The sequence below is a fragment of the Mesorhizobium sp. M0208 genome, assembly GCF_040322015.1.
GTDB lineage: Bacteria > Pseudomonadota > Alphaproteobacteria > Rhizobiales > Rhizobiaceae > Mesorhizobium.
The window spans coordinates 48,173-69,718 of record NZ_JAMYSP010000015.1; the positions used below are offsets into that span (position 1 = coordinate 48,173).

Genomic DNA, 21,546 nt, shown 5'->3' on the forward strand with positions numbered 1-21,546 from the left:
GCGGACATAGCGTGGATGTCGTGATTGTGGGCCGCGACTAGATTGAGTGAGGCAACGTCACTGTCGTCCGGCTGCCTTCTGAAGCTTCTCGAACACAAACAGCTTGCCTTTGCGCACGCTGCCTTCAAGTGATCTCGCCTTCGCCAGATGCGCTGCAATCGCGCTAGCCAGCATGCATCCCGTCCCGCGCATCGACGTAGCCAAACGCGGTGTGTCGAAGCGGACTGGTTCGTGATCGGAGCGCAACAGAATATCGGTTGATCGAGGTCCCGCTGCATGGCCGCCCTTGATCAGCAGGGCCTGCGTGCCGGCGGCCAAGAGTTCCTGGCCTTGCCAGACCGCGTCATCCTCATCGACCGCTTGCTCCGCGCCGATAAGGAGCGCCAGCTCGATGAGATTGGGGGTGACCAGACGGCAAAGCGGCATCAGATTGCGCTTCATGACGGCGATGGCATCTGCTTCCAGCAACGCCCGGCCCGAGGTCGAGGCGAGCACGGGGTCGAGGATTGCCGGCACCCGCGGATTTTCGCGCAGCACGCCGGCAACGGCAACAACGATCTCGGCCGTTGCGAGCATGCCGATCTTAATTGCCGCCACCTTGTTGGCCTGCAGCGCGGCGCGCATCTGATCGGCCACAAGATCGGGCTGCGAAGGATGGATTTCCATCACGGCGTCGTGCGTCTGCACCGTCAGCGCTGTGACGGCAAGGCAGGTGCGCACGCCAATCGCAGCGATCGTCTCGATATCGCGTGCTATTCCGGCTCCGCCGCTGGAGTCCGACCCGCCAACGACGAGCACATAAGGGTCTCGCCTCAGCGCCATTGGTTCGTCTTTTCGATCCATTCCCGCGTGCGCGCTTCGGGGTCGTCATTCAACGTGATGTCGGTCACCACCGCCGCGCTGTCCGCACCAGCCTCGAAAGCACTGTCGAGCCGGTCAGGGTTGAGGCCACCAATGGCGATCAATGGAATCGGAGTAACGCGTGCCCGCCATTCAGCGATCCGTTCGAGCCCTTGCGGCGCCCATTTCATCTTCTTCAGGATGGTCGGGTAGATGGGGCCGAGCGCGATATAGTCGGGCTTGGCGGCCATCGCCGTTTCCAGTTCGACATCATCATGGGTGCTCAGTCCAAGCCTCACGCCGGCTGCCTGTATCCGCGAAAGGTCGGCGGTCTGCAAATCCTCCTGACCCAGATGAACGAAGTCGCAGCCTTCCTCGATCGCCAGCCGCCAGTAATCATTGATGATGAGCTGGCACCGGAATCGAGCGCACAAGGCCTTCGCTGTGCGGATTTCCGTCTGCAGCTCTTTCTCGTCCCTATCCTTGATGCGCAACTGAACCAGCTTGACGCCGAGCGGCACCAGCCGTTCGATCCAGGCGGCGCTGTCGACGATCAGGTAGAAGGGATCGAGCTTCATGAAAAAACTGCCTTGCCGATCGTCGGTGTCGATGGCACGGCGACTTCGCGCGGTTCGAGCATTCCCGAGGTGAAAGCCTCACGACCGGCATCGACTGCCTTGCCGAACGCACGCGCCATGCCGGCCGGATCGGCCGCCTTGGCGACCGCCGTGTTTAGCAGCACGGCGTCAAAGCCGAGTTCCATGACGGTTGCCGCGTGCGACGGCCGTCCGAGGCCTGCATCCACAATCAGCGCGACGCCGGGGAAATGTGTGCGCATCGAGCGCAGCGCCGGAATATTGATCGGCCCGAGGGCGGAGCCGATCGGTGCGCACCACGGCATCAAGACCTTGCAGCCCGCCGCTAGCAGCCGCTCGGCGACAACAAGGTCATCGGTGGTATAGGGAAATACATCAAAACCGTCCTCGCACAGGATGCGGGCGGCCTCGACCAGGCCGAACACATCCGGCTGCAGTGTGTCGTGGTTGCCGATCACTTCGAGCTTGATCCAGCTCGTGCCGAAGACTTCGCGCGCCATTTGTGCGGTCGTGACCGCTTCCTTGACGGAGTGGCAGCCAGCAGTGTTTGGCAGGATTCTGACGCCCAACGAGCGGATCAACGACCAGAATTTTTCGCCAGCCCTGCCGCCTGCCATTTCACGGCGCAACGAGACGGTCACCACCGCCGTGCCCGAAGCCCTGACTGCATAGGCAAGGATGGCCGGCGAAGGATATTGAGCCGTGCCAAGAAGCAGGCGCGACGGAAGCTCGGCTTCATAAAGCTCGATCATGGCCTAGCCGCCCTGCATGGGCGAGAGGATTTCAATCCGGTCGCCGTCGTTCAACTGGAATTCCGCCCGCTTGGCTTTGTGCACGAGGTCATTGTTGACGGCCGTCGCCAGCCAATCGTCCTCATAGTCAAGCGCGGCAAGCAGCGCCTCCAGCGTGGTGGCGGCAACCTCATGCGCTTCGCCGTTGACCATCAGTTTCATGAGCAAGCTCCTTGGTTCTGTCTTGACTGAAAACCAGGTCGGCAGCCTGGCGCGCCATGGCGGGAGCCAGGAGAAAACCGTGACGATAGAGCCCGTTGATCGCGATGATTTCACCCTTGGTTTCGACGCGCGGCAAATTGTCGGGAAAGGCTGGGCGGACGCCGACACCGGTTTCAACGATCTCGGCCTCGCCAAAGGCGGGGTGGAGGGCATAGGCGGTACCCAGAAGCTCCATCATGGAGCGCGCCGTGATTGGTCCGGCGGACTGGCTTTCAATCATCGTCGCACCAATCATGAAACGGTGGTCGGTGCGCGGCACTGCATAGAGTGGAAAGCGCGGATGCAGCAGCCTGACGGGGCGCGACAGCGAGGTATCAGGGGTGCGCAGGATGAGCATTTCGCCGCGAACGCCGCGCAGCCTGTCATCGGCTGCTGCCATTCCTGTGCAGTCGATCCGACGATCGAAACCGGAACGATGCCGGGCGCCGCAGCCGAAGTGGAATTCGACACCCATGGCTGCAAGCTTGTCATGCAGTGCTGCCATCGCCTGGCGCGGGTCGAGATGAGCCTCATCGGGAAACAGCAGTCCGCGCCGGAAGCGGCCGGCGAGGTCGGGCTCCAGGATCGCAATCTCGTCTTCACCGACACGCCGATGCCCTGACGTGCGGCTGGCGAACCGGTCGAGCTCGCCCGCATCGCGCGGCGCGGCCACGACCAGCGTTCCGGCCCGCGTCACCTGGCCGGGCAGCACCGCATCCCACCAGTCGACGGCGTCGCGTCCGAGATCCAGCACCGGCTGCTCGGCGCTTTCACGCTCGCACCATGGCGCCAGCATGCCGCCGGCGAACCACGATGCATTGCGGCCAAGAGTCTGCCTGGTCTCAGTAACGGTCACTGGCACGCCGCGAGTGGCGAGTTCGAAGGCCGCGGTGAGCCCGGCGACGCCGGCCCCTTTGACGAGCACCCTCATGACGGCTCTGGCACCTCTGGCGCACGCGGTAGGCCGGTCTCGTCAGCCGGCATATAGAGATCGCCACCCTCGCGGTATTTGGCCGCCATCGCCGCCATGCCCTCTTTCTGTGCCTCGGCGCGGATGTCGTGGGAGATACGCATCGAGCAGAATTTCGGCCCGCACATCGAGCAGAAATGTGCCACCTTGTGCGCCTCCTTGGGCAAGGTCTGGTCGTGGAAGGAGCGCGCGGTTTCAGGGTCGAGCGACAGGTTGAACTGGTCCTCCCAGCGGAACTCGAAGCGCGCGCGGGAAAGGGCATCATCCCTGACCTTTGCTGCCGGATGGCCCTTCGCCAGATCGGCGGCATGGGCGGCTATCTTGTAGGTGATCACGCCAATCTTGACGTCGTTGCGATCGGGAAGGCCGAGATGCTCCTTGGGCGTGACGTAGCAGAGCATTGCGGTGCCGAACCAGCCGATCATGGCGGCGCCGATGCCCGAGGTGATGTGGTCATAGCCCGGCGCGATGTCGGTCGTCAGCGGTCCAAGCGTATAGAACGGCGCCTCGCCGCAGACGGCAAGCTGCTTGTCCATATTCGCCTTGATCTTGTGCATCGGCACGTGGCCTGGCCCCTCGATCATCACCTGGCAATCCTTCGCCCAGGCGATCTTCGTCAGCTCGCCGAGCGTTTCCAATTCGGCGAATTGCGCCGCGTCGTTGGCATCGGCGATCGAGCCGGGACGAAGGCCGTCGCCGAGCGAGAAGGACACATCATAGGCGCGGCAGATGTCGCAGATCTCCGCGAAATGCTCATAGAGGAAGCTTTCCCGGTGATGGTGCAGGCACCATTTGGCCATGATCGACCCACCGCGAGAGACGATGCCCGTGACCCTGTCGACCGTCAGCGAGATGTAGTGCAGCCGCACGCCGGCGTGGATGGTGAAATAGTCGACGCCCTGTTCGGCCTGTTCGATCAGCGTGTCGCGGTACACCTCCCAGGTCAGGTCCTCGGCGATGCCACCGACCTTCTCGAGCGCCTGGTAAAGCGGCACCGTGCCGATCGGCACCGGTGAATTGCGCACGATCCAGTCGCGGATGTTGTGGATGTTGCGGCCGGTCGACAGGTCCATCACCGTGTCGGCGCCCCAGCGAATCGCCCAGACCATCTTTTCGACCTCTTCGGCCATCGAGGAGGTGACTGCCGAATTGCCGATATTGGCATTGATCTTGACCAGGAAATTGCGGCCGATGATCATCGGTTCACTCTCTGGGTGGTTGATGTTGGCGGGAATGATTGCCCGCCCGCGCGCCACCTCCTCGCGCACGAATTCGGGCGTGACAAAATCTGGTATCGATGCGCCGAAGGCTTCACCGTCGCGCGGCAGCTTGCCGCGGGCGATCTCGCGGCCGAGGTTCTCGCGGATGGCGACGAACTCCATTTCGGGTGTGATGATGCCGGCGCGCGCATAGGCAAACTGTGTCACCGCCTTGCCGGCCTTGGCTCTAAGCGGCCGGTTGCGGATCGGAAATTCCGGGGTCAGGCGCTCGCCCGCCGCGAATCCATTGTCTTCCGGCCGGACATGGCGGCCGTCATAGGCTTCGACATCGCCCCGCGCCGTAATCCATTCGTGGCGAAGCCGGGCAAGACCCTTTTCGATGCTGGTTTCGGCAGTCGGGTCCGTATAGGGGCCGGACGGATCGTAGACGATGACGGGCGGTTCGCCGGCCGTCGGGTGGACGGAGATTTCGCGCATCGGCACCTTGATGTGCGGATGGAGGACGCCGGACTTGTGGATTTTCCGTGAGGCGGGCAGTGGTCCCGTCGACACGGCGGGGGTGAGGGCATTCATCTTGAGGCTCCTTTGCTCATGCATTGGAGACCCAGTTCTGTGCCGGAAGGATGAAAAGACGCTTCGGTCGACCTGCCGAAACAGGACTACGGGCGTGAACTCCCGCAAAGCGCTTGCACCGTCCCTACGCCAGTATGAACTGGATCAGGTTCAACGGGTCACTGCGCCGCGAAAGCCAGCAGTATCTCAGCCCCTTGCCGGGACTCCCCTGGTGAATGCGCCGAATTGAACGGGCTAGCGCTATTTTGTCAAGCTGCATTTCGGCCCGCGGCGGTGATCGGCGACCACTCAAACCAGAGCAAGTCGCATCACGATAGGGGAGCCATCATGCGGATTCGAAACCTTTTCAGCACGGCATTTTCGGGCTTGCCGAACCGACGTTGCTATCGCCCAATTGATGAGATTGCTTTAGATATCTATCTTGCTCGTCATCGGCAATCCTTCCGCGTGGACTAGACGCCCCGTTTGTTTCCCCACAGCAGAACATGAAGCTGCGGCAGTACACGCGCCTCGAACCACCTGTCGCGGGTCACCTTTTCGACCAGCCATTCCATGCGCTTCATCACCCCGGCCATGTCGATCAACGCGTCTTCGTCACCGGGACGCGGCGGCGTGTGATTGCCGGGCTGCAGATAGACGGGTAATTGCGGATAGCGCGCCGCGGCGTCTTTGGCATAGGCATAGTCATCGTCATCGAAGACAACGAGCTTGAGCGCCATCTGTGGCTTGTCCCGCGCCGCCTCGACGCAGGTGTCGAACGCGGCCCAATCTGTCGTCATTTCACATTGAGGGCGGCTTGGGGCTGAGCACCAGCACGTCGAGATTAGCGAACCATTGCTTCGGCACCGAGCCTTGGGTTTCCAATGCAAAACGGTAGCCCTCGCCATGCCCGCGGTCGATCAGCGGGCCAAGCGGCTGGATAGCCGGATTGCCGCCCGACAGCGACACCATCACGGGCTGGCCGCCGGAAAGCGCAATGACCTTTTGCCACACCGCGTCGGCAGACATCATCTCCCAATCATGGCGGAAGCGACTGTCCACCGCATGCAGGCTGTCGCACCAGGAACAGCGATAATCGCACCCGCCCGTTCTTACGAACACCGTCGGCAAGCCGATCAGCATGCCTTCGCCCTGAATGGTCGGCCCAAAAATCTCGCTCACCCGAATTCCGGGATGCATTGCGCAAGTCATGGCCGGTATTCCGCCCAGGTTTTCGGCGTCTCGCTCACCCGCACGGCGGAGGTTTGTGGTAGCCGCACCTTGCACCAGTCGTGGAAGTGCCTGGCCAGACATTCCGCCGTGACACGGTCATGCCCCAGGACGTCGTTAAGATGGCGATGGTCGAACGTCTCGTCGATGTAGTGCTTGAGCGCCGCCAGGTCTTGGTAGTCGCGCACAAAGCCATGTTCGTCCAGTTCGCCACCTGAAAGCTCCACCACGACGATGTAGTTGTGGCCGTGTAGACGCGCGCACTGATGATCGGGTGGCAAGGAGCCGAGCTGATGCGAGGCCGAGAAGTGGAACTCTTTGGTAATGCGGAACATCACGCGCTCCTTGTCTGGAGAGCGTGGAGCCAGAAGTCCGCGTCCTCATAGTCTGTCGGGTCGGCAATGCCGGCCAGATCGAATGCTTCGCGCCGTTCGACGCATGTCCCGCAGCGACCGCAATGACGTGCGCCGCCCTTGTAGCAGGACCACGTCGCCTCGAACGGCGTGGCGTACTTTGCCCCCTCGCTGACGATGTCGGCCTTCGTCATATTCACATAGGGAGCGTAAAGGCGGATATCGGCGTAGCCTGCGAGCGCATGGTTCTGCATCGTCTGAAAGGCATCAATAAAAGCGGGCCGGCAATCGGGATAGATGAAATGGTCTCCGCCATGGACGGCAGTGGCCACCGCATCGGCCTTCTGCGCGGCGGCAACCCCGAAGGCGATGGCCAGCATGATGGCGTTCCTGTTCGGCACCACCGTGATCCTCATGGAGTCTTCGGCATAGTGCCCGTCGGGCACGTCCACACTGTCAGTCAGCGCCGAGCCGCCTAGGTTCCGGCCGACATCGCGGATATCGACGATCTGGTGCGGAACACCCAGCCGTTTGGCGCAGATGGAGGCAAAGCCGAGTTCCTTTTTGTGCCTCTGGCCATAATCGAACGAAAGCAGGCCAATGAGTTTCTGCTCGGTCGCCACCTTGTGAGCGAGCGAAACAGAGTCCAATCCGCCGGAGCAGATGACGAGGGCATTCATGGTTTGAGTCCTTGTTTTGACCGGGTAAGGCTGCGACCGGAGATTTCTCTGCGCTCCCAGTACTCCACCGAGCTGGTTTTGTGAATGGGATGGACGCGATTGAGGCGCACATGCCTTGGTGTCAGGTTCCAAAGCATGACTTGCACCCGACTTGTCGCGCATCTTCGACCGCTGGCGGCTGCGGCCGGCACTGCATAAAGACTGCCTGAAGCCGGCGTCGCTCGGCTGTTTCCGGCCTTTGGATCCGCGGCGTTGCTATAGAGCCCCAGGCGCCTTCGACTTCATGTGCGGATTGAGAAGCGCAAAGCGGGGTGCCGTCGATCTCGGCTTCCACCAATATGGGTATTCTCGAATGGGTGACGTGCTTCTACAAGCGCGACGAACGCGACTTACGAGGCGGGTTGGACCAGCTTTGACACGGAGACAGGCTGCTAGCCAGCAGTTCGAAAACCTTGGTCCAGATGATCCCATGCGGTCGGGCAGACAAAGCCGTCCAACCACATGGAAGAAGACCGGCGCCAGGCGCCTCAGTCTACGAGGCACTGTCCTCCAGTCTCGGTCGCCTTAAGCAATCAGGCGGCCTTGCGCACCTTCAAAGCCGTCTCAAAGGCATCCTTGATCGGCTTGGACACGCCCTCGGTAGCTTTCAACATCAATGCCTGGAGGGCCTTGGCCTGTTCGGCGGAATTTTCGATCTGTTTGCGCAGGAAGGCGGTCTGCAGTTCGAAAAACTCGGACGGCGACTTCACGGCAACCAGTGCTTCGAGGTGCGTGAAGCCGGCTTCGGCATTTGCTTCCAGAGCGGCAATCGTCTTCAGGAGCATCTCTTTGCTGGTGGTCTTGGCCATGTCAAAGGTGGACTCGAAAGCCCTTTGAGTCGTTTCGGCGTCCGAGCTCAATTTGGAAAATACCTCCTTCGACTGCTCAACGCCCTGGTCGGCGACAGCGCGAACTTGCTCTGTAGCCTTGGACGGGTCGAAGGTAGGGAATTCGACGTTTTCGATCGTTTCGGTCTTGCCGGTGATCTTGGACATTTTTCCATCCTATTCCAGGGGCGGCCTCAAAACAAAGCCGTCCCCCCCTGGTACGAAATCGTCGCAACGGATTTATGAAGCTGCCATGAATTTGCGCGAGCTGGCTGCACCGATGCTGCGCGGGGTCATAGAGGGCATCGCACAGATCCTGGGGAAGACCGCTGCGAACCGATGGCGTCGACCTCGTCGAAGAAGAGACGCGGCGCTGGGCTGCGATCGCTTAGAAAACCAGCGGCAGACGAATGGCAGTCTCGCTAATCAACTTGCCGATTAGGCCATCATGAAGAACCGTGAACAGTGGCAACTTCAACTCGCCCGCCATCTTGCGGCGGTCATCATCTTGCCGGAACCGGGCGGTCCGACCATGAGCAGCTTCTGGCGCGGCGGCAATCCGTGTGCGCGCAACCGTTCCTGCCGCCGCTGTTGCGTCAGCATGCGCAAAAGCCGCCCAGCCTGCAGGCCTGGGTGGTCAAGCCTCATTGACCTGCCGGTCGGGCGCCGCGGCGCGTGGCCCTCGGCGTCAGCATCGTTTCCAGTCCGCGACACGCCAAGCCAGGATAACACCTCGTCGCGAAGCCGAATGAAATTCGGATCGGAGCGGTCGCGAGACGCTGCAACGGTCACGGGCAGAGTCGTGGCGATCCGCCCGGGATGTGCTAAAGGCCTCCCATGCAGAGGTACTTCATTTCGAGATAATCCTCGAGGCCGTGGCGCGACCCCTCCCGGCCAATCCCTGATTGCTTCATTCCGCCAAAGGGTGCGGCCTCGGAGGACATGCGTCCCGTATTGATGCCGACCATGCCGTATTCGAGAGCTTCGGCAACGCGCCAGACACGCTTGAGATTGGAGGCGTAGAAGTAGGCTGCAAGACCGTAGATGGTGTCATTGGCCTCGCGCACCACCTGGTCGGGATCGTTGAAGCGGATGAGAGGAGCCAACGGTCCGAAGGTCTCTTCCTGTGCGACCCGCATTGTCCTTTCGACCTCTGTGATCACCGTCGGCTCGAAGAATGTTCCTGATTTGCCAATACGGCTGCCGCCGCAACGGATCTTCCCACCCTTGCGCACGGCATCGCCAACATGGTCTTCAATCTTTGCAAGGGCGCATGTATCGATCAGCGGGCCGATCGCGACATCTGGCACGAAACCGTCTCCGAGACGCAATGCACGCACACGCTTGGTGAATTTTTTGGCGAATTCATCATAGACGCTGGACTGCACGTAAAGCCGATTGGCTGAAACGCAGGTCTGGCCGGCATTGCGAAACTTTGCCTGTATCGCGCCCTCGACGGCTGCATCGACATCAGCATCATCGAAAACGATGAAAGGGGCATTGCCACCAAGTTCGAAGCTGGTTCTTTTGATCTGGTCCGAACACTGCCTCATGAGCAGCCGCCCGACCTCGGTCGACCCGGTGAAGCTGATCTTGCGAACCTTGGGGTTCGAGCAAAGTTCGCGGCCAACCGCATCGCCTTGCGATGCGTAGATCAAGTTTAGAACGCCATCGGGAAAACCTGCCATCCGGGCAAGAGTGAACATGGCACCGGCAACGAGCGGTGTTTGCTCGGCCGGTTTCAAAACAATCACGCAGCCGGCGGCAAGCGCCGGCGAGATCTTGCGCGCGACCATCGAGGCGGGAAAATTCCAAGGGGTAATGGCGCCGACCACGCCAATCGGCTGTTTGATCACAAGCATACGCCTGTCGTTAGACGGCGGCGAAATGGTCTCGCCATAGATGCGATTGGCCTCCTCGGCATACCATTGGAGATAGGCTGCGGCGTGGGCTATTTCGGACTTCGCCTCTGCAAGCGGCTTGCCCATTTCAGCCGTCAAAATGGCCGCAAGATCCTCGCTGTGGGTGAGGATCAATTGGTGCCATTCCCACAACATGTCGGAGCGCTCGCGCGCGGTGAGCGCCGCCCAATGCTCCTGCGCAGAGTCAGCCTTGTCGATCGCCTTGGAAACATCCGCAGCGTCCATATCGGGAAGTTGCGCCAACAATTCGCCTGTCGAGGGGTTAAACACTGAAAAGCGCTTCGTGGCTTCCTGCGCATTGCGATTGGGCACACCGGCCAGATCGACAAACAGCTCGGGAGTTTTAAGATGTTTGGTCAGCGACTGCGTCACGGTCAAACTGTTGTCCCCCTCATGGAAAAGCTCGCAACACGTGTCGGATACAAGTCACGCTCCGGAGACAAGGGCAGGCATGGCCAAAGCCTCACCCGCCTCGTCAAGGATGGAGAAACTGTAACGGCCATGGCCGTCAAGATCGACGGAGTAGCTCAGGCGGTCGAGTATGTGGTTGTCCTGATCGAACGTAACAATCCGCGGCTTCAGCGAGGTGATATGCGCTTCGTCCAGGTAGATGGAGTTGCAGACAATGATCTGGTCGCCGGGCTGGCAGGTGCGTGCGGCAGCACCATTGAGTATACAGCACCGCGACCCGCGTTCGCCGAGAATGACATAGGTCGAGATCCGCGCACCGGAATTCTTGTTCCATATCTCCACGAATTCCATCGGCAGGATCCCTGCTTCTTCGCAGTGGTCAGGGTCGAGCGTTATCGAGCCGTGGTAATTGAGGTTCGCTTCGGTGACGTGGATACCGTGCAGCTTGCCGGCGACTAGTTTTCGCATTGGTCTGTTGTCCTATCCATCATGAATGACCCGTTCCGTTGGGCGGCCTGTTGCTCGGCTAAACTCCGACGACGAGGGCGCCGCCGCTGAGGCCCGCACCCGCCGCCGCCAGAAGAATTTTCTCGCCCGGCCGGAACGGCTCCATCTGATGGGCCAGCGACAGCGAGAGCGGGATCGTCGCGGCGGAAGAGTTGCCGTAGTCGGCGATCGTCTTGACGATTGCATGATCTGCTATGCCCAGGTTTCGCCCGACGGCATCGAAAATGCGGGCATTGGCCTGATGCGGCACGAACCTGCCGACATCCTGTGGTCCCACTCCGGCAGCGGCAAGCGCGCCTGTCGAGCAATCGGTCATCATCTCGACAGCCTTGGCGAACACTTCGCGGCCGTCGGTGATCGTCATCCGGGTTTGCTCGGGGTCGAGGTCGCCATGGAACGGGGTGTTGCTTCCGCCCGCCGGAATCTGGATCAGCCCGTAGCGTGAACCGTCGGAATCCACCGCAGCGCCGAGAATGCCCCGATCGGGGTCCTCGCACGGACCGATCACCACGGCGCCGGCGGCATCGGCAAACAGCACGGCGCTGGCGCGCTCGGCCGGGTTGATGCGGCGGCTGAGAATGTTGGCGGCGATGATCAGCGCTGGTTTGCCGTGCAGGCGGGTGAATCCATCCGCAAACATCAGCGCATAGATGAAGCCGGCGCAGGCACCGGTCAGATCGACCGCGCCTGCGCGGCCAAGGCCAAGCTTGTGCGCGACCAGGGGCGCGCTCGGCGGCAGAAGATGATCGGGCGTCGAGGTGGCAAGCAACAGCAGCCCGATGTCGTGGCGGTCAATACCGGCGTTCGCCAGCGCCATGTCGCCGGCTTGCGTGGCCAGGCCAGACAGCGTGTCTTCGTCCGTTGCCCAGAAGCGCGAGCGAATTCCGGTGCGCCGCTCGATCCAGCCAGGCTCGAGCCCGAGATTGTTCTCGATTTCGGCATTGGCCACTTTGCGACCAGGCGCATGATGGCCAAACCCGAGAATGCGGGACGACCTGCTCATGGCTTTGAGCCGAAGCGGTCGCCGACCTCCTCGATGGCGTCGTAGAGCCCGTCCAGTTCCTCGCCGGTGATGCAATAGGGCGGCAGGAGATAAAGGACATTGCCGAGCGGACGAACAAGCAGCCCTCGGTCGAGGAAAAAGGCCCGCAGCTTAGGTCCGATCTCTGCCAGATAGCCGGCAGCGCCAGCGCGCAGGTCGAGCGCCGCTATCGTGCCGGTCGCCCGGCTGTCGGTGAAGTTGGCATTGTCGCGAAAGCGCCGAAGGCCGGCGGCCTGCCTCGCGCTTAGGGTGGCGACCCGCTCGGCCACCGGCTCGTCACGCCAGATTTCGACATTGGCGAGCGCGGCCGCGCAGGCAATCGGATTGGCGGTGTAGGAACTCGAGTGGAAAAAGGTCTTCTGCCGGTCCTCGGAATAGTGAGCCTGGAAGATGGCGTCGGTGGCAAGCGTGGCCGCCAGAGGGATCGCGCCGCCAGTCAAGCCTTTTGACGTGCACAGGATGTCCGGAGAAATGGAGGCCTGCTCACAGGCGAACATGGTCCCGGTGCGCCCCCAGCCGGTCATCACCTCATCAGCGATCAGCAGCGTGCCTGAGGTTTCGGCGATCTTTTTCAATTCGGTCAGAACCCAGGCCGGATACATCAGCATGCCGCCGGCACCGAGCACCAGCGGCTCGACGATCAGGGCGGCGGCGCGTCGGTCGCGGGAGACTGCTTCGAACCGGTCCAGTGTTTCCTGCTCGCGACCCATGGCCGGGAAAGGGATGGTGTCGACCTCGAACAGCAAGGGCTCATAGGCGGCGTTGAACACGCCGCGGGCACCGACGCTCATCGTGCCGATCGTGTCGCCATGATAACTGTGCTCCATGACGACGATGCGCGAACGGGGCGCGCCGATGTTGCGGAAATAGCCAAGCGCCATCTTCAGCGCGACTTCGACCGAGGTTGAGCCGCTGTCGGAATAGAACACCCAGTCGAGTCCGCAGGGAGCGAGACCGACAAGCGCCCTGGCCAGGCGTTCGGCCGGCTCGTGGGTGAAGCCGGCAAAGATGATCTGGTCGAGGCTCGACACGGTCGTCTCGATGGCCTCGACGATGCGGGGATGGCGGTGGCCATGGGTGACGACCCACCAGGATGAAATGGCGTCCAGGATGCGCGTGCCGTCGGCCTTGTGGAGATAGGCGCCTTCGGTCAGCACGATTTCAGGGATAGCACTCTCAAGCGCGTGCTGGGTAAAGGGATGCCACACATGGGACTGCGACATCATTCGCCTCCAGCAATCGAGGCGAAGCCGAAGCCGGCGATCATGGCGTCTCTGAGGGTTTTGCCCGTCAGCGAATCAAGGTGCGGCAGCCTGCCGAGCTGCGGCACACCTCCGAATTCCACGATTGTCCGCTGCGTATCAGCCATCTCATCGCCGATGAAGGCGATGCCAGCGAGCGGGATCGAGCGGGCGCGGAGCGCCTCGATCGACAGCAGGGTGTGGTTGATGGTGCCGAGCGTGGTGCGGGCGCACAGAATGACCGGCAGCTGCCACTCAGCGAAGATGTCGATGAAGCTTGTGCGCCGGTTGAGTGGCACCATCAGCCCACCCGCGCCCTCGATGACCAGCGGCGACGGCAGGACCGGAAAAGAAAGATCGGCAGCCTTGATCGCGACGCCGTCGATCTCGGCCGAACGATGCGGCGACAGCGGGTTTTTCAGGCGGTAGGCTTCCGGCAGCACGCGCTCCGACGGCAGCCCGGCAAGCCGCGCAACCACCTCGCTGTCGGTCTCACCGTCGAGACCCGATTGCACCGGCTTCCAGTAGAAACCGTCGAGCAGGCCGGCGAGCCCGGCCGCAAACACGGTCTTGCCAATTCCGGTGTCGGTTCCGGTGATGACGATGCGTTGGGTCATGGCGCCTCCGGTCATGTCGAGGCCAACACCTCGACGAGTGCCTCGACCATGGCGGAAATGTCGGCTTCGTCGACGTTGAACGTCAGTGAAATGCGCAGGCGCGACGTGCCCTCGGGCACCGTCGGCGGGCGAATGCCGCGTATGTCGAAGCCGCGCGCCTGCAGGCCCGCCGCCACCGTCATGGTGCGCCTGACGTCGCCGATGACAAATGGCTGGATCTGCGAGCCGCTGGGGTTCACGCCGCAGCGCTCGGCCAATTGGCGGCCCGCGAAGGCAACGCGCTCCTGCAGCTGGACACGGCGCTGGGGCTCATCGGACAGCATGGCAATCGCCTCGCGCGCTGCCACTGCCATCAGCGGCGATGGCGCGGTGGCGTAGATGAATGGCCGGCAGCGGTTGACGAGATAGTCGCATAGCAGTCCCGGCCCGGTGACCAGCGCACCGGAAGCGCCAAGCGCCTTACCGCATGTGTGGAGCGCGATGATGTTGTCGCGGCCCTCGAAAGCGGCGGCCAGCCCGCGGCCGTCCGGTCCCCAGACGCCGGTGGCATGCGCCTCGTCGACGACGAGGAATGCCTCGTGCCGATCGGCAAGCGCGACGATACTCTCCATCGGCGCGCGGTCGCCATCCATGCTGTAAAGGCTTTCGACCGCGATCCAGACGCGTCCCATGCCGCCTTCGGCACGCCAGAGGATGATCGCGTCCTCGACAGCGTCGACGTCGTTGTGCGCGGCCAGCCTGGCCTCGGCACGCCCGGCCTGCGCGCCCTCATGCATGCTGGCATGAGCAAGCTCGTCAAGGACCAGCAGGTCGCCCTTCTGCGGCAGCGCGGTCAGCAGTGCGAAGTTGGCGATGTAGCCGCCACCGAAGAACAGCGCGCGCTCGGTCCCGAAGAACGCCGCTGCATCCGCCTCCAGCTGCTCATGTTCCGGCGCGTTGCCGCGCAGCAGCCGCGACCCGGTGGCGCCGACCGGCGTGCCCTGCGCGATCGCCACTGCCACCGCATCGCCAAGCCTCCTCGAGGCGGCAAGCCCGAGATAGTCATTCGACGAGAAATCGAGGCCGGTGCGCGGCGCAAGCGTCCGCAGCCGGTCCCTGCGCGCCAGCCCCTGCAAGGTCGCCTCGTAGCGGGCAAGCGGTGCGCCGCTCATTGCGCCTCGCGTTCCATCGGCTCGATGCCAAGACGCTGGAACAGCAGAGTATCCCTGTCCTGGCCGGGATTGTCCGCCGTCAGCAGCGTGTCGCCGACGAAGATCGAATTGGCGCCGGCAAAAAAGCACAGCGCCTGCATCTCGTCGGTCATGGCGGTGCGGCCGGCCGAAAGGCGCACGTGCGATTTCGGCATCATGATGCGCGCCAGCGCGATCACGCGCACGAATTCGATCGGCTCGATGGGCTTGGCTTCGGCAAGCGGGGTGCCGGCGATCGGGATCAGCATGTTGATCGGAACGCTCTGCGGATGTTCCGGCAGATTGGCCAGCGTCACCAGCATGTCGATCCGGTCCACCGGCTCTTCGCCCATGCCGACAATGCCGCCGCAGCAGACCTTGATGCCGGATTGGCGAACCTGTTCGAGCGTATCGAGCCGGTCGGCAAAGCTGCGCGTGCTGATGATCTCGCTGTAATAGCGCTCCGACGTATCGATGTTGTGGTTGTAGTAGTCAAGACCAGCCTGTTTCAGACGAGTTGTCTGCTCGAGATCGAGCATGCCGAGTGTCATGCAGGTTTCCATGCCCAGCGCCTTCACGCCCTCGACCATGGCGACGACCGCATCCATGTCGCGCGCCTTGGGGTTTCGCCAAGCGGCTCCCATGCAATAACGTGTGGCGCCGGCGTCACGCGCCTTGGTCGCTTCGGCGATGACGCGCTTGACTTCCATCAGTTTCGACGCCTTCAGACCGGTTTCGTGATGCGCCGACTGGCTGCAATAGCCGCAATCCTCCGGACATCCGCCTGTCTTGATACTGAGAAGCCGGCTGAGCTGGACCTTGTTGGGATCGAAATTCTGGCGGTGAACGGTTTGCGCCAGGAACAGCAGATCGTTGAAGGGCGCGTCGTGGACAGCCCGAGCTTTCTCCAGGGTCCACATCCCGGTGTCAGGGGCTTGAGCCTGTGACAATGTCTTCGTCGATGCGTGCATCTCTATCCTGTTCCCTGGTTTCTGGCCTTTACGGCTTCTCTGCCGGCCGCTTGACGGCGACCGGAAAATTTATCCGCCCGGTGCCGTTCCTCACGCGATCATGAGCCCCGATAGTCGAGGCCGATATCCAGGATCGGCGCGCTATGGGTCAGCCAGCCGATGGAGATCAAATCGACGCGCGTCGCGGCAATCTGCGCAGCCATATCGAGTGTAATCCGGCCCGATGCTTCGGTGATCGCCCGGCCGGCAACCATGGCCACCGCGTGGCGCAACTCGTCGACCGACATGTTGTCGAGCAGGATCGCATCGGGGGCGAGCGTCAGGGCTTCTTCCAGCTGGGTCAGCGTATCGACCTCCACTTCGATTTTGACGAGATGACCTGCGCTTGCTCGCGCGCGCTTGATGGCCGGGCGGATCCCGCCGGCGATGGCGATGTGGTTGTCCTTGATCAGGATTGCATCGTCGAGGCCGAAACGGTGATTGGAGCCGCCACCAGCGCGCACGGCGTATTTTTCGACTGCCCGCAAACCGGGTGTCGTCTTGCGGGTGCAGACGACCTTCGCCTTGTACTCGCGGATCGCATTGACGATCGATGCCGTTGCCGTAGCGATGCCGCTCAGATGAGAGAGAAAATTGAGCGCCGTTCGTTCCGCCGTGAGAATGGCCCGGGCGGGACCGCTGACCGTTGCAATGATCTCTCCTTGTGCGACTTCGCTGCCATCCTGTCGCTCGACCGTCATATCGACATTCTGGTCGATGAGCCGGAAAGCGAGCATCCCCAGATCGAGCCCGGCGACAATTCCCTTCTGGCGAGCCGACAGCACGGTCGTCGCGTGATGGTTCTTCGGCACGATCGCGTCGGTCGTCAGATCACCCGCCCGGCCGAGATCTTCCAGAAGTGCTGCCCGCACCAGAGGCTCGAGCATGATTGCGGGAAGCGGCGAAAGGTTCATTGCCCAACCTCTTCAAGCGTTGACGAACATGCGAGTTCCCCGGCCGTCGCCAAGGCTTCATCGAGCGTGAGCCTCGAGCGGCGGGCGACGATCGCACGATCGGGAAAGTCAGTGCGGTAATGAGCGCCGCGGCTTTCCTGGCGCAGCAAGGCGGCAATTGCGATCATCAGTCCAACTGCAGCCGGATCGGACATCGCATCGTGGCGTTTGGCCAGCGGAAGCAATGCGCTCACGGCCTCGCGCAAGCTCTCGCCATCTCGTTTCACGCCAAGGCTGCGTGAGAGGAGAGGGCGCAAGGGTAGTGGATCGGGCGCCGGAATTTCCCGCGCCGTCGATCGTGTTCTGTCACCGAGGGGCGATCCTGCCACGCTTTCGGCGACCCAGCGCGCGCATACGATCGCCTCGGTCAGCGAGTTGCTGGCAAGCCTGTTGGCGCCATGCAGTCCGGTCGAGGCGACTTCGCCGCAGGCCCAAAGTCCGGCAACGGAGCTACGTCCTTCCTGATCCACCGCGACGCCGCCCATGTGATAGTGCTGGGCCGGCCGTATAGGAATGAGGTCGTGCGCCGGGTCGATGCCGGCGGCGCGGCAGGTTGCTGCGATCGTCGGAAACTGCCGCGCGAATGTCAGGCCGGGCTTTTGTCGTCCATCGAGGAAGACATGGTGGCCATCTACAAGATGCGTCCAGATGGCGCGCGCCACCACGTCGCGCGGCGCGAGTTCAGCGTCATGCAAGTCTTCAAGGAAGCGCCGGCCTGTTTCGTCGACAATCGTCGCGCCTTCGCCGCGAACCGCTTCGCTGATCAGCGGCATCGGGCGATCCGACCCGTCGAGCGCGGTCGGATGAAACTGGACGAATTCCAGGTCGGCAAGGACCGCACCCGCGCGCGCCGCAAGCGCCAGCCCCTGTCCGCAATTGCCGAGCGGGTTTGTCGTGTCGTGGAACAGGCCGCCAATCCCGCCGGTGGCGAGGACGACCCGTCCTGTTCCCAAGAATACAGGACTCATCGAACAGCTTGCCCAAACGCCGCGGACCGTATTGTCCTCTACCGCCAGCCGCCGAGCCTCCACACCCTCGACGACCACAATCGAGGGAGCATTTCGCACGGCCGCTACAAGCGCGCGCATAACTTCCTGTCCGCTGCCGTCGCCGCCGGCATGAACGATGCGCCGCCGGCCGTGCGCGGCCTCCAATCCCAGCAGCAGTGCTCCTTCAGGCGTTCGATCGAAGCGGACCCCAAGGTTTGCCAGGGTTTCAATCGCGTTCGGAGCGGCATGGAGGATGCGGCTAACGATTTCCGCGTCGCACAGCCCATCGCCGGCGGCGAGTGTGTCGGCGAGATGCAGTACCGGATCGTCGTCAACGCCAAGGCTGGCAGCCAATCCGCCCTGTGCCCACACACTCGATGCCTCAGATCCGAGCGGCGTCCTGGACAGAAGAAGCACCGGTTCGGGCGCCAGGTGAAGCGCGGTCATCAGCCCGGCGATGCCGCCGCCGATGATGATGGGCCGCCCGAAGAAGCTACGGACATCGGCGCTCAAATTGCCAGCATCCGCTCGACCGCCAGCCGCGCGCGCTGGGCGATCTCGGGTGCGATGGTTACGATGTGCTGGTCCTCTTCGAGTGCCTCGCGGATATTGGTGAGCGTGATCCGCTTCATGTGCGGGCACAGGTTGCAGGGGCGGATGAACTCGACTTCGGGATGATCCACCGCGACATTGTCGCTCATCGAGCACTCCGTCATCAGCACCACCCGCGCCGGCTTGTTTTGTCCGACATAATCGGACATGGCCGCGGTCGAGCCGGAAAAGTCGGCCTCGGCCACCACATCGGGCGGGCATTCGGGATGCGCGAGCACGATCACACCGGGATGGCTTTCGCGCAACTCGCGGATGTCGGCCGGCGTGAAGCGCTCATGCACCTCACAATGCCCTTTCCAGGCGATGATCTGCACGTCCGTCTGGGCGGCGATGTTCTGGGCCAGATACTCGTCCGGCAGCATGATCACCCGGGGAACACCAAGCGACTCGACGACGGCCTTCGCGTTCCCTGAGGTGCAGCAGATGTCGGACTCGGCTTTGACCTCGGCTGACGTATTGACATAGGTGACGACAGGCACGCTGGGATAGCGTTGTCTGAGCAGGCGAATGTCCTCGGCGGTGATCGAATCCGCCAGCGAACAGCCTGCGCGCAGATCGGGAATGAGCACCGTCTTTTTCGGATTGAGCAGCTTTGCCGTCTCGGCCATGAAATGCACGCCGGCAAGCACGATCACGTCGGCTTCGGTCGACATCGCCTTGCGGGCAAGCGCCAGGCTGTCGCCGACGATGTCGGCGACACAGTGGAAGATCTCCGGCGTCTGGTAGTTGTGCGCCAGGATGACGGCGTTTCGCTGCCGCTTCAGATCGAGGATGGCATCGATATCGCTAGCGAAGGCCGGCCATTCGATCGGCGGAATGACGCTTCGCACCCGGTCGTAAAGCGCGGCCGCACGTGCAGAGGTGATCAACATAGCCGGTTCGATTATTCTCTGATTGAGTATAATTAAGGCATATACTTACCTTGAGCATAACGAATGTCAAGCGCGCGAAATTGGCAATTTCGTCCCTGCGACAGTTCGTTCCGCCAGGACTGTCTGGCGAAAGCGGAAGCGCTTGGCCGGGCGCCCCCCGGTGTCGGACATCGTCTCGCCCGTCTCCTCAACCAGGTCCTGCTGTTCGATGAGACGCCGAAAGTTTGGCTTATGAACAAGCCTGCCTGCCAGGGCCTCCACGGTTCGCTGCAGTTGCAGCAATGTGAACGTGGCTGGCATCAACTCGAACACGACGGGCCGGTACTTGATCTTGGTTCGCAGTCTGGCGATTGCCGTTGCCAGAATACGGCGATGATCGGCAATCATCGGACGACCGGGAATGGAAGGAACGTTGCCCGTGCCGCGGCTGTGCTTGGCTTCGGCAACCAGCGCGGCTTCATAGAGCAGTTCGTATCGCTGCAGGACTAGTTCCTCGTTCCAGTCGCGCTCATCGAAGCCGAAAGCGATTGCCGCGCGCTGCCAGCGATCTTGACGCATGTCTGCGTGGTCCGCTTCGTCAGCCCAGGCATGAAGTCGGGTAATGAGGATATCCGGCACGATGGCCGGCATTCCCGAACGGTGATCTTCCCATGGAAAATAGTCGTACCATCCGTGCCAACCATGCGTTGGCGATCTTTCGGTCTGGTCTTCGCGCGTCAGGCCGAGGTAGCTGATTGAGATCACGCGCTGCACCTGCTCGTCGCCGATCCGGTCGCGGTCAGCGAAGGTATAGAGCTGCTCGATATAGCCCAGTGGATGACTGGTCTGCCGCTCCACCCAAGCTCTTAGCCCCGACTGCAAGGAGCGATGGTCGAGTTCAAAGGGGCCGGACGGCAAAGCATTCGCCTGCCCGATGGTCAGGACGCGTGGCTCACCATTCGTCACGGCCACCACGACGGCGATCAGGTCGGCTTTGACGTCATTGGCCTTGCCTCCGGCTCTGCCTTTCCTGGGTTCCTTTGCCTGGTCCATGATCCCTGAACTGGTTGGGGCGAAGCTCTGCCGCGGAAAGCGGCTGAACCGATTTAATTGGTTCTCTACGATGATTGTCGGCGCGTCAACACTCCGCGCCACCCCGACTTTAGCTCTTCGCACTTGCACCAAGTTCGCCAAACGCGACACCCGCCCTGGTAGCAGGGAGGAGGCGTCGCCTGCTCCGCCGCCAGGACCGGCGGCCGCACCAATGCGGACCTGAAGCGGCCATGATCCGAAGATTTCATAGCAGCTCACTGCTCGCTGTGGTGATCATGCAAGGCCACTGTCCGGAAGGCGAAGGCGCATTCCATGTCTCGCCTTACGCATCCAGCTTCGGAGCGACGCGGACCGCCATGAGTATTGATCGATTAGCTTGGCCGGGTCGACCAGAGCTCGATGAGACGCCTGAAATTTCGCTTATGAACGAACCTGCCAGCAACGCGCTTCAACGGTGCGCTGCAATTGCAGCAGCGTGAATGCCGGCGGCCTCAGCTCGAACGGGGTGGTACTAAATCTTGGTCCCCAGTCGGGGCGATTCCGGTTGCTCGGTCATCCAGGCGATGCAATGTTCGAGGCGTTCCAACCTGGCCTTCTGTGAGCGAAGCTCGTGACCAACGTTCAGCAGATTGGATTTGCCTTTGGAAGCGGCCGCGTTGATCAGTTCGCATTCAAGCAATGCTATTCGATCTCGCATCTGCTGAGCTTCAGCCTGCCGTATGTTTCTAACCCAACCAAGGCCACGCATATTCAACGATCACCATCCATGCAAGCAGGGGTAACAGCTGGAAACTAACGCCGGTGGATTTAAAAAACTCGAATTTTAAGTTTCGCTAAAATTCACCGCTCTGTCACCAGCGTTTGCTCGGG

At 62.1% G+C, this 21,546-nt stretch carries 20 protein-coding genes, 2 pseudogenes and 1 riboswitch; all 22 genes and pseudogenes read right to left on the reverse strand.

The window, feature by feature from the left end; all coding sequences use genetic code 11:
* Positions 1–57 precede the first annotated feature (57 nt).
* The gene (locus NKJ17_RS16850) at positions 58–822 is read right to left on the reverse strand and encodes a hydroxymethylpyrimidine/phosphomethylpyrimidine kinase (protein ID WP_352689474.1); all 765 of its coding nucleotides are present in this window, start codon (positions 820–822) and stop codon (positions 58–60) included.
* Positions 813–1,418 (reverse strand): thiamine phosphate synthase, encoded by a 606-nt coding sequence (locus tag NKJ17_RS16855; protein ID WP_352689475.1) that lies wholly within the window; start codon positions 1,416–1,418, stop codon positions 813–815. Before NKJ17_RS16855 ends, NKJ17_RS16850 begins: the two co-directional genes overlap by 10 nt.
* A complete protein-coding gene (locus NKJ17_RS16860; protein ID WP_352689476.1) occupies positions 1,415–2,188 on the reverse strand; it encodes a thiazole synthase in 774 nt (257 codons plus the stop codon). Before NKJ17_RS16860 ends, NKJ17_RS16855 begins: the two co-directional genes overlap by 4 nt.
* A gap of 3 nt (positions 2,189–2,191) precedes the next feature.
* Positions 2,192–2,389, reverse strand: a complete 198-nt coding sequence (gene thiS, locus NKJ17_RS16865; RefSeq protein ID WP_352689477.1) for a sulfur carrier protein ThiS — start codon at positions 2,387–2,389, stop codon at positions 2,192–2,194.
* Positions 2,358–3,359, reverse strand: a complete 1,002-nt coding sequence (gene thiO / locus NKJ17_RS16870; protein ID WP_352689478.1) for a glycine oxidase ThiO — start codon at positions 3,357–3,359, stop codon at positions 2,358–2,360. The genes thiS and thiO overlap by 32 nt, the downstream gene beginning before the upstream one ends.
* Complete coding sequence (thiC, locus tag NKJ17_RS16875; RefSeq protein ID WP_352689479.1) at positions 3,356–5,191, reverse strand: phosphomethylpyrimidine synthase ThiC; 1,836 nt, start codon at positions 5,189–5,191, stop codon at positions 3,356–3,358. The genes thiO and thiC overlap by 4 nt, the downstream gene beginning before the upstream one ends.
* A gap of 103 nt (positions 5,192–5,294) precedes the next feature.
* Positions 5,295–5,411: riboswitch (TPP riboswitch) on the reverse strand.
* Positions 5,412–5,643: 232 nt separating this feature from the next.
* A pseudogene (gene queE / locus NKJ17_RS16880) lies at positions 5,644–6,382 on the reverse strand (7-carboxy-7-deazaguanine synthase QueE).
* Positions 6,379–6,735: a 6-carboxytetrahydropterin synthase QueD gene (gene queD / locus NKJ17_RS16885; RefSeq protein ID WP_352689480.1), complete on the reverse strand. Its 357-nt coding sequence runs from the start codon at positions 6,733–6,735 to the stop codon at positions 6,379–6,381. Before queD ends, queE begins: the two are co-directional and overlap by 4 nt.
* Positions 6,735–7,433, reverse strand: coding sequence for a 7-cyano-7-deazaguanine synthase QueC (queC, locus tag NKJ17_RS16890; protein WP_352689481.1), 699 nt, complete (start codon positions 7,431–7,433; stop codon positions 6,735–6,737). Before queC ends, queD begins: the two co-directional genes overlap by 1 nt.
* A gap of 572 nt (positions 7,434–8,005) precedes the next feature.
* The gene (locus tag NKJ17_RS16895) at positions 8,006–8,467 is read right to left on the reverse strand and encodes a phasin (RefSeq protein WP_352689482.1); all 462 of its coding nucleotides are present in this window, start codon (positions 8,465–8,467) and stop codon (positions 8,006–8,008) included.
* Positions 8,468–9,123: 656 nt separating this feature from the next.
* Entirely contained in the window at positions 9,124–10,599 is a 1,476-nt protein-coding gene (locus NKJ17_RS16905; RefSeq protein WP_352689483.1) for an NAD-dependent succinate-semialdehyde dehydrogenase, read from the reverse strand.
* Between the two features lie 48 nt (positions 10,600–10,647).
* On the reverse strand, positions 10,648–11,100 hold the full coding sequence (gene panD / locus NKJ17_RS16910) for an aspartate 1-decarboxylase (protein ID WP_352689484.1): 453 nt from the start codon (positions 11,098–11,100) through the stop codon (positions 10,648–10,650).
* Positions 11,101–11,158: 58 nt separating this feature from the next.
* Complete coding sequence (bioZ, locus tag NKJ17_RS16915) at positions 11,159–12,142, reverse strand: 3-oxopimeloyl-[acyl-carrier-protein] synthase BioZ (RefSeq protein WP_352689485.1); 984 nt, start codon at positions 12,140–12,142, stop codon at positions 11,159–11,161.
* Positions 12,139–13,404 (reverse strand): adenosylmethionine--8-amino-7-oxononanoate transaminase, encoded by a 1,266-nt coding sequence (locus NKJ17_RS16920; RefSeq protein ID WP_352689486.1) that lies wholly within the window; start codon positions 13,402–13,404, stop codon positions 12,139–12,141. Before NKJ17_RS16920 ends, bioZ begins: the two co-directional genes overlap by 4 nt.
* Entirely contained in the window at positions 13,404–14,039 is a 636-nt protein-coding gene (bioD, locus tag NKJ17_RS16925) for a dethiobiotin synthase (protein WP_352689487.1), read from the reverse strand. The genes NKJ17_RS16920 and bioD overlap by 1 nt, the downstream gene beginning before the upstream one ends.
* A gap of 11 nt (positions 14,040–14,050) precedes the next feature.
* Entirely contained in the window at positions 14,051–15,190 is a 1,140-nt protein-coding gene (locus NKJ17_RS16930; protein ID WP_352689488.1) for an 8-amino-7-oxononanoate synthase, read from the reverse strand.
* Positions 15,187–16,179: a biotin synthase BioB gene (gene bioB / locus NKJ17_RS16935; RefSeq protein ID WP_352689489.1), complete on the reverse strand. Its 993-nt coding sequence runs from the start codon at positions 16,177–16,179 to the stop codon at positions 15,187–15,189. Before bioB ends, NKJ17_RS16930 begins: the two co-directional genes overlap by 4 nt.
* A gap of 98 nt (positions 16,180–16,277) precedes the next feature.
* A complete protein-coding gene (gene nadC / locus NKJ17_RS16940; protein WP_352689490.1) occupies positions 16,278–17,132 on the reverse strand; it encodes a carboxylating nicotinate-nucleotide diphosphorylase in 855 nt (284 codons plus the stop codon).
* The gene (locus tag NKJ17_RS16945; RefSeq protein ID WP_352689491.1) at positions 17,129–18,673 is read right to left on the reverse strand and encodes an L-aspartate oxidase; all 1,545 of its coding nucleotides are present in this window, start codon (positions 18,671–18,673) and stop codon (positions 17,129–17,131) included. The genes nadC and NKJ17_RS16945 overlap by 4 nt, the downstream gene beginning before the upstream one ends.
* Positions 18,670–19,644, reverse strand: coding sequence for a quinolinate synthase NadA (gene nadA, locus NKJ17_RS16950; RefSeq protein WP_352689492.1), 975 nt, complete (start codon positions 19,642–19,644; stop codon positions 18,670–18,672). The genes NKJ17_RS16945 and nadA overlap by 4 nt, the downstream gene beginning before the upstream one ends.
* 66 nt (positions 19,645–19,710) lie before the next feature.
* Positions 19,711–20,676 (reverse strand): NUDIX hydrolase, encoded by a 966-nt coding sequence (locus tag NKJ17_RS16955; protein ID WP_352689493.1) that lies wholly within the window; start codon positions 20,674–20,676, stop codon positions 19,711–19,713.
* A gap of 398 nt (positions 20,677–21,074) precedes the next feature.
* A pseudogene (locus NKJ17_RS34055) lies at positions 21,075–21,180 on the reverse strand (NrtR DNA-binding winged helix domain-containing protein); the annotation flags it as partial.
* Positions 21,181–21,546 lie beyond the last annotated feature (366 nt).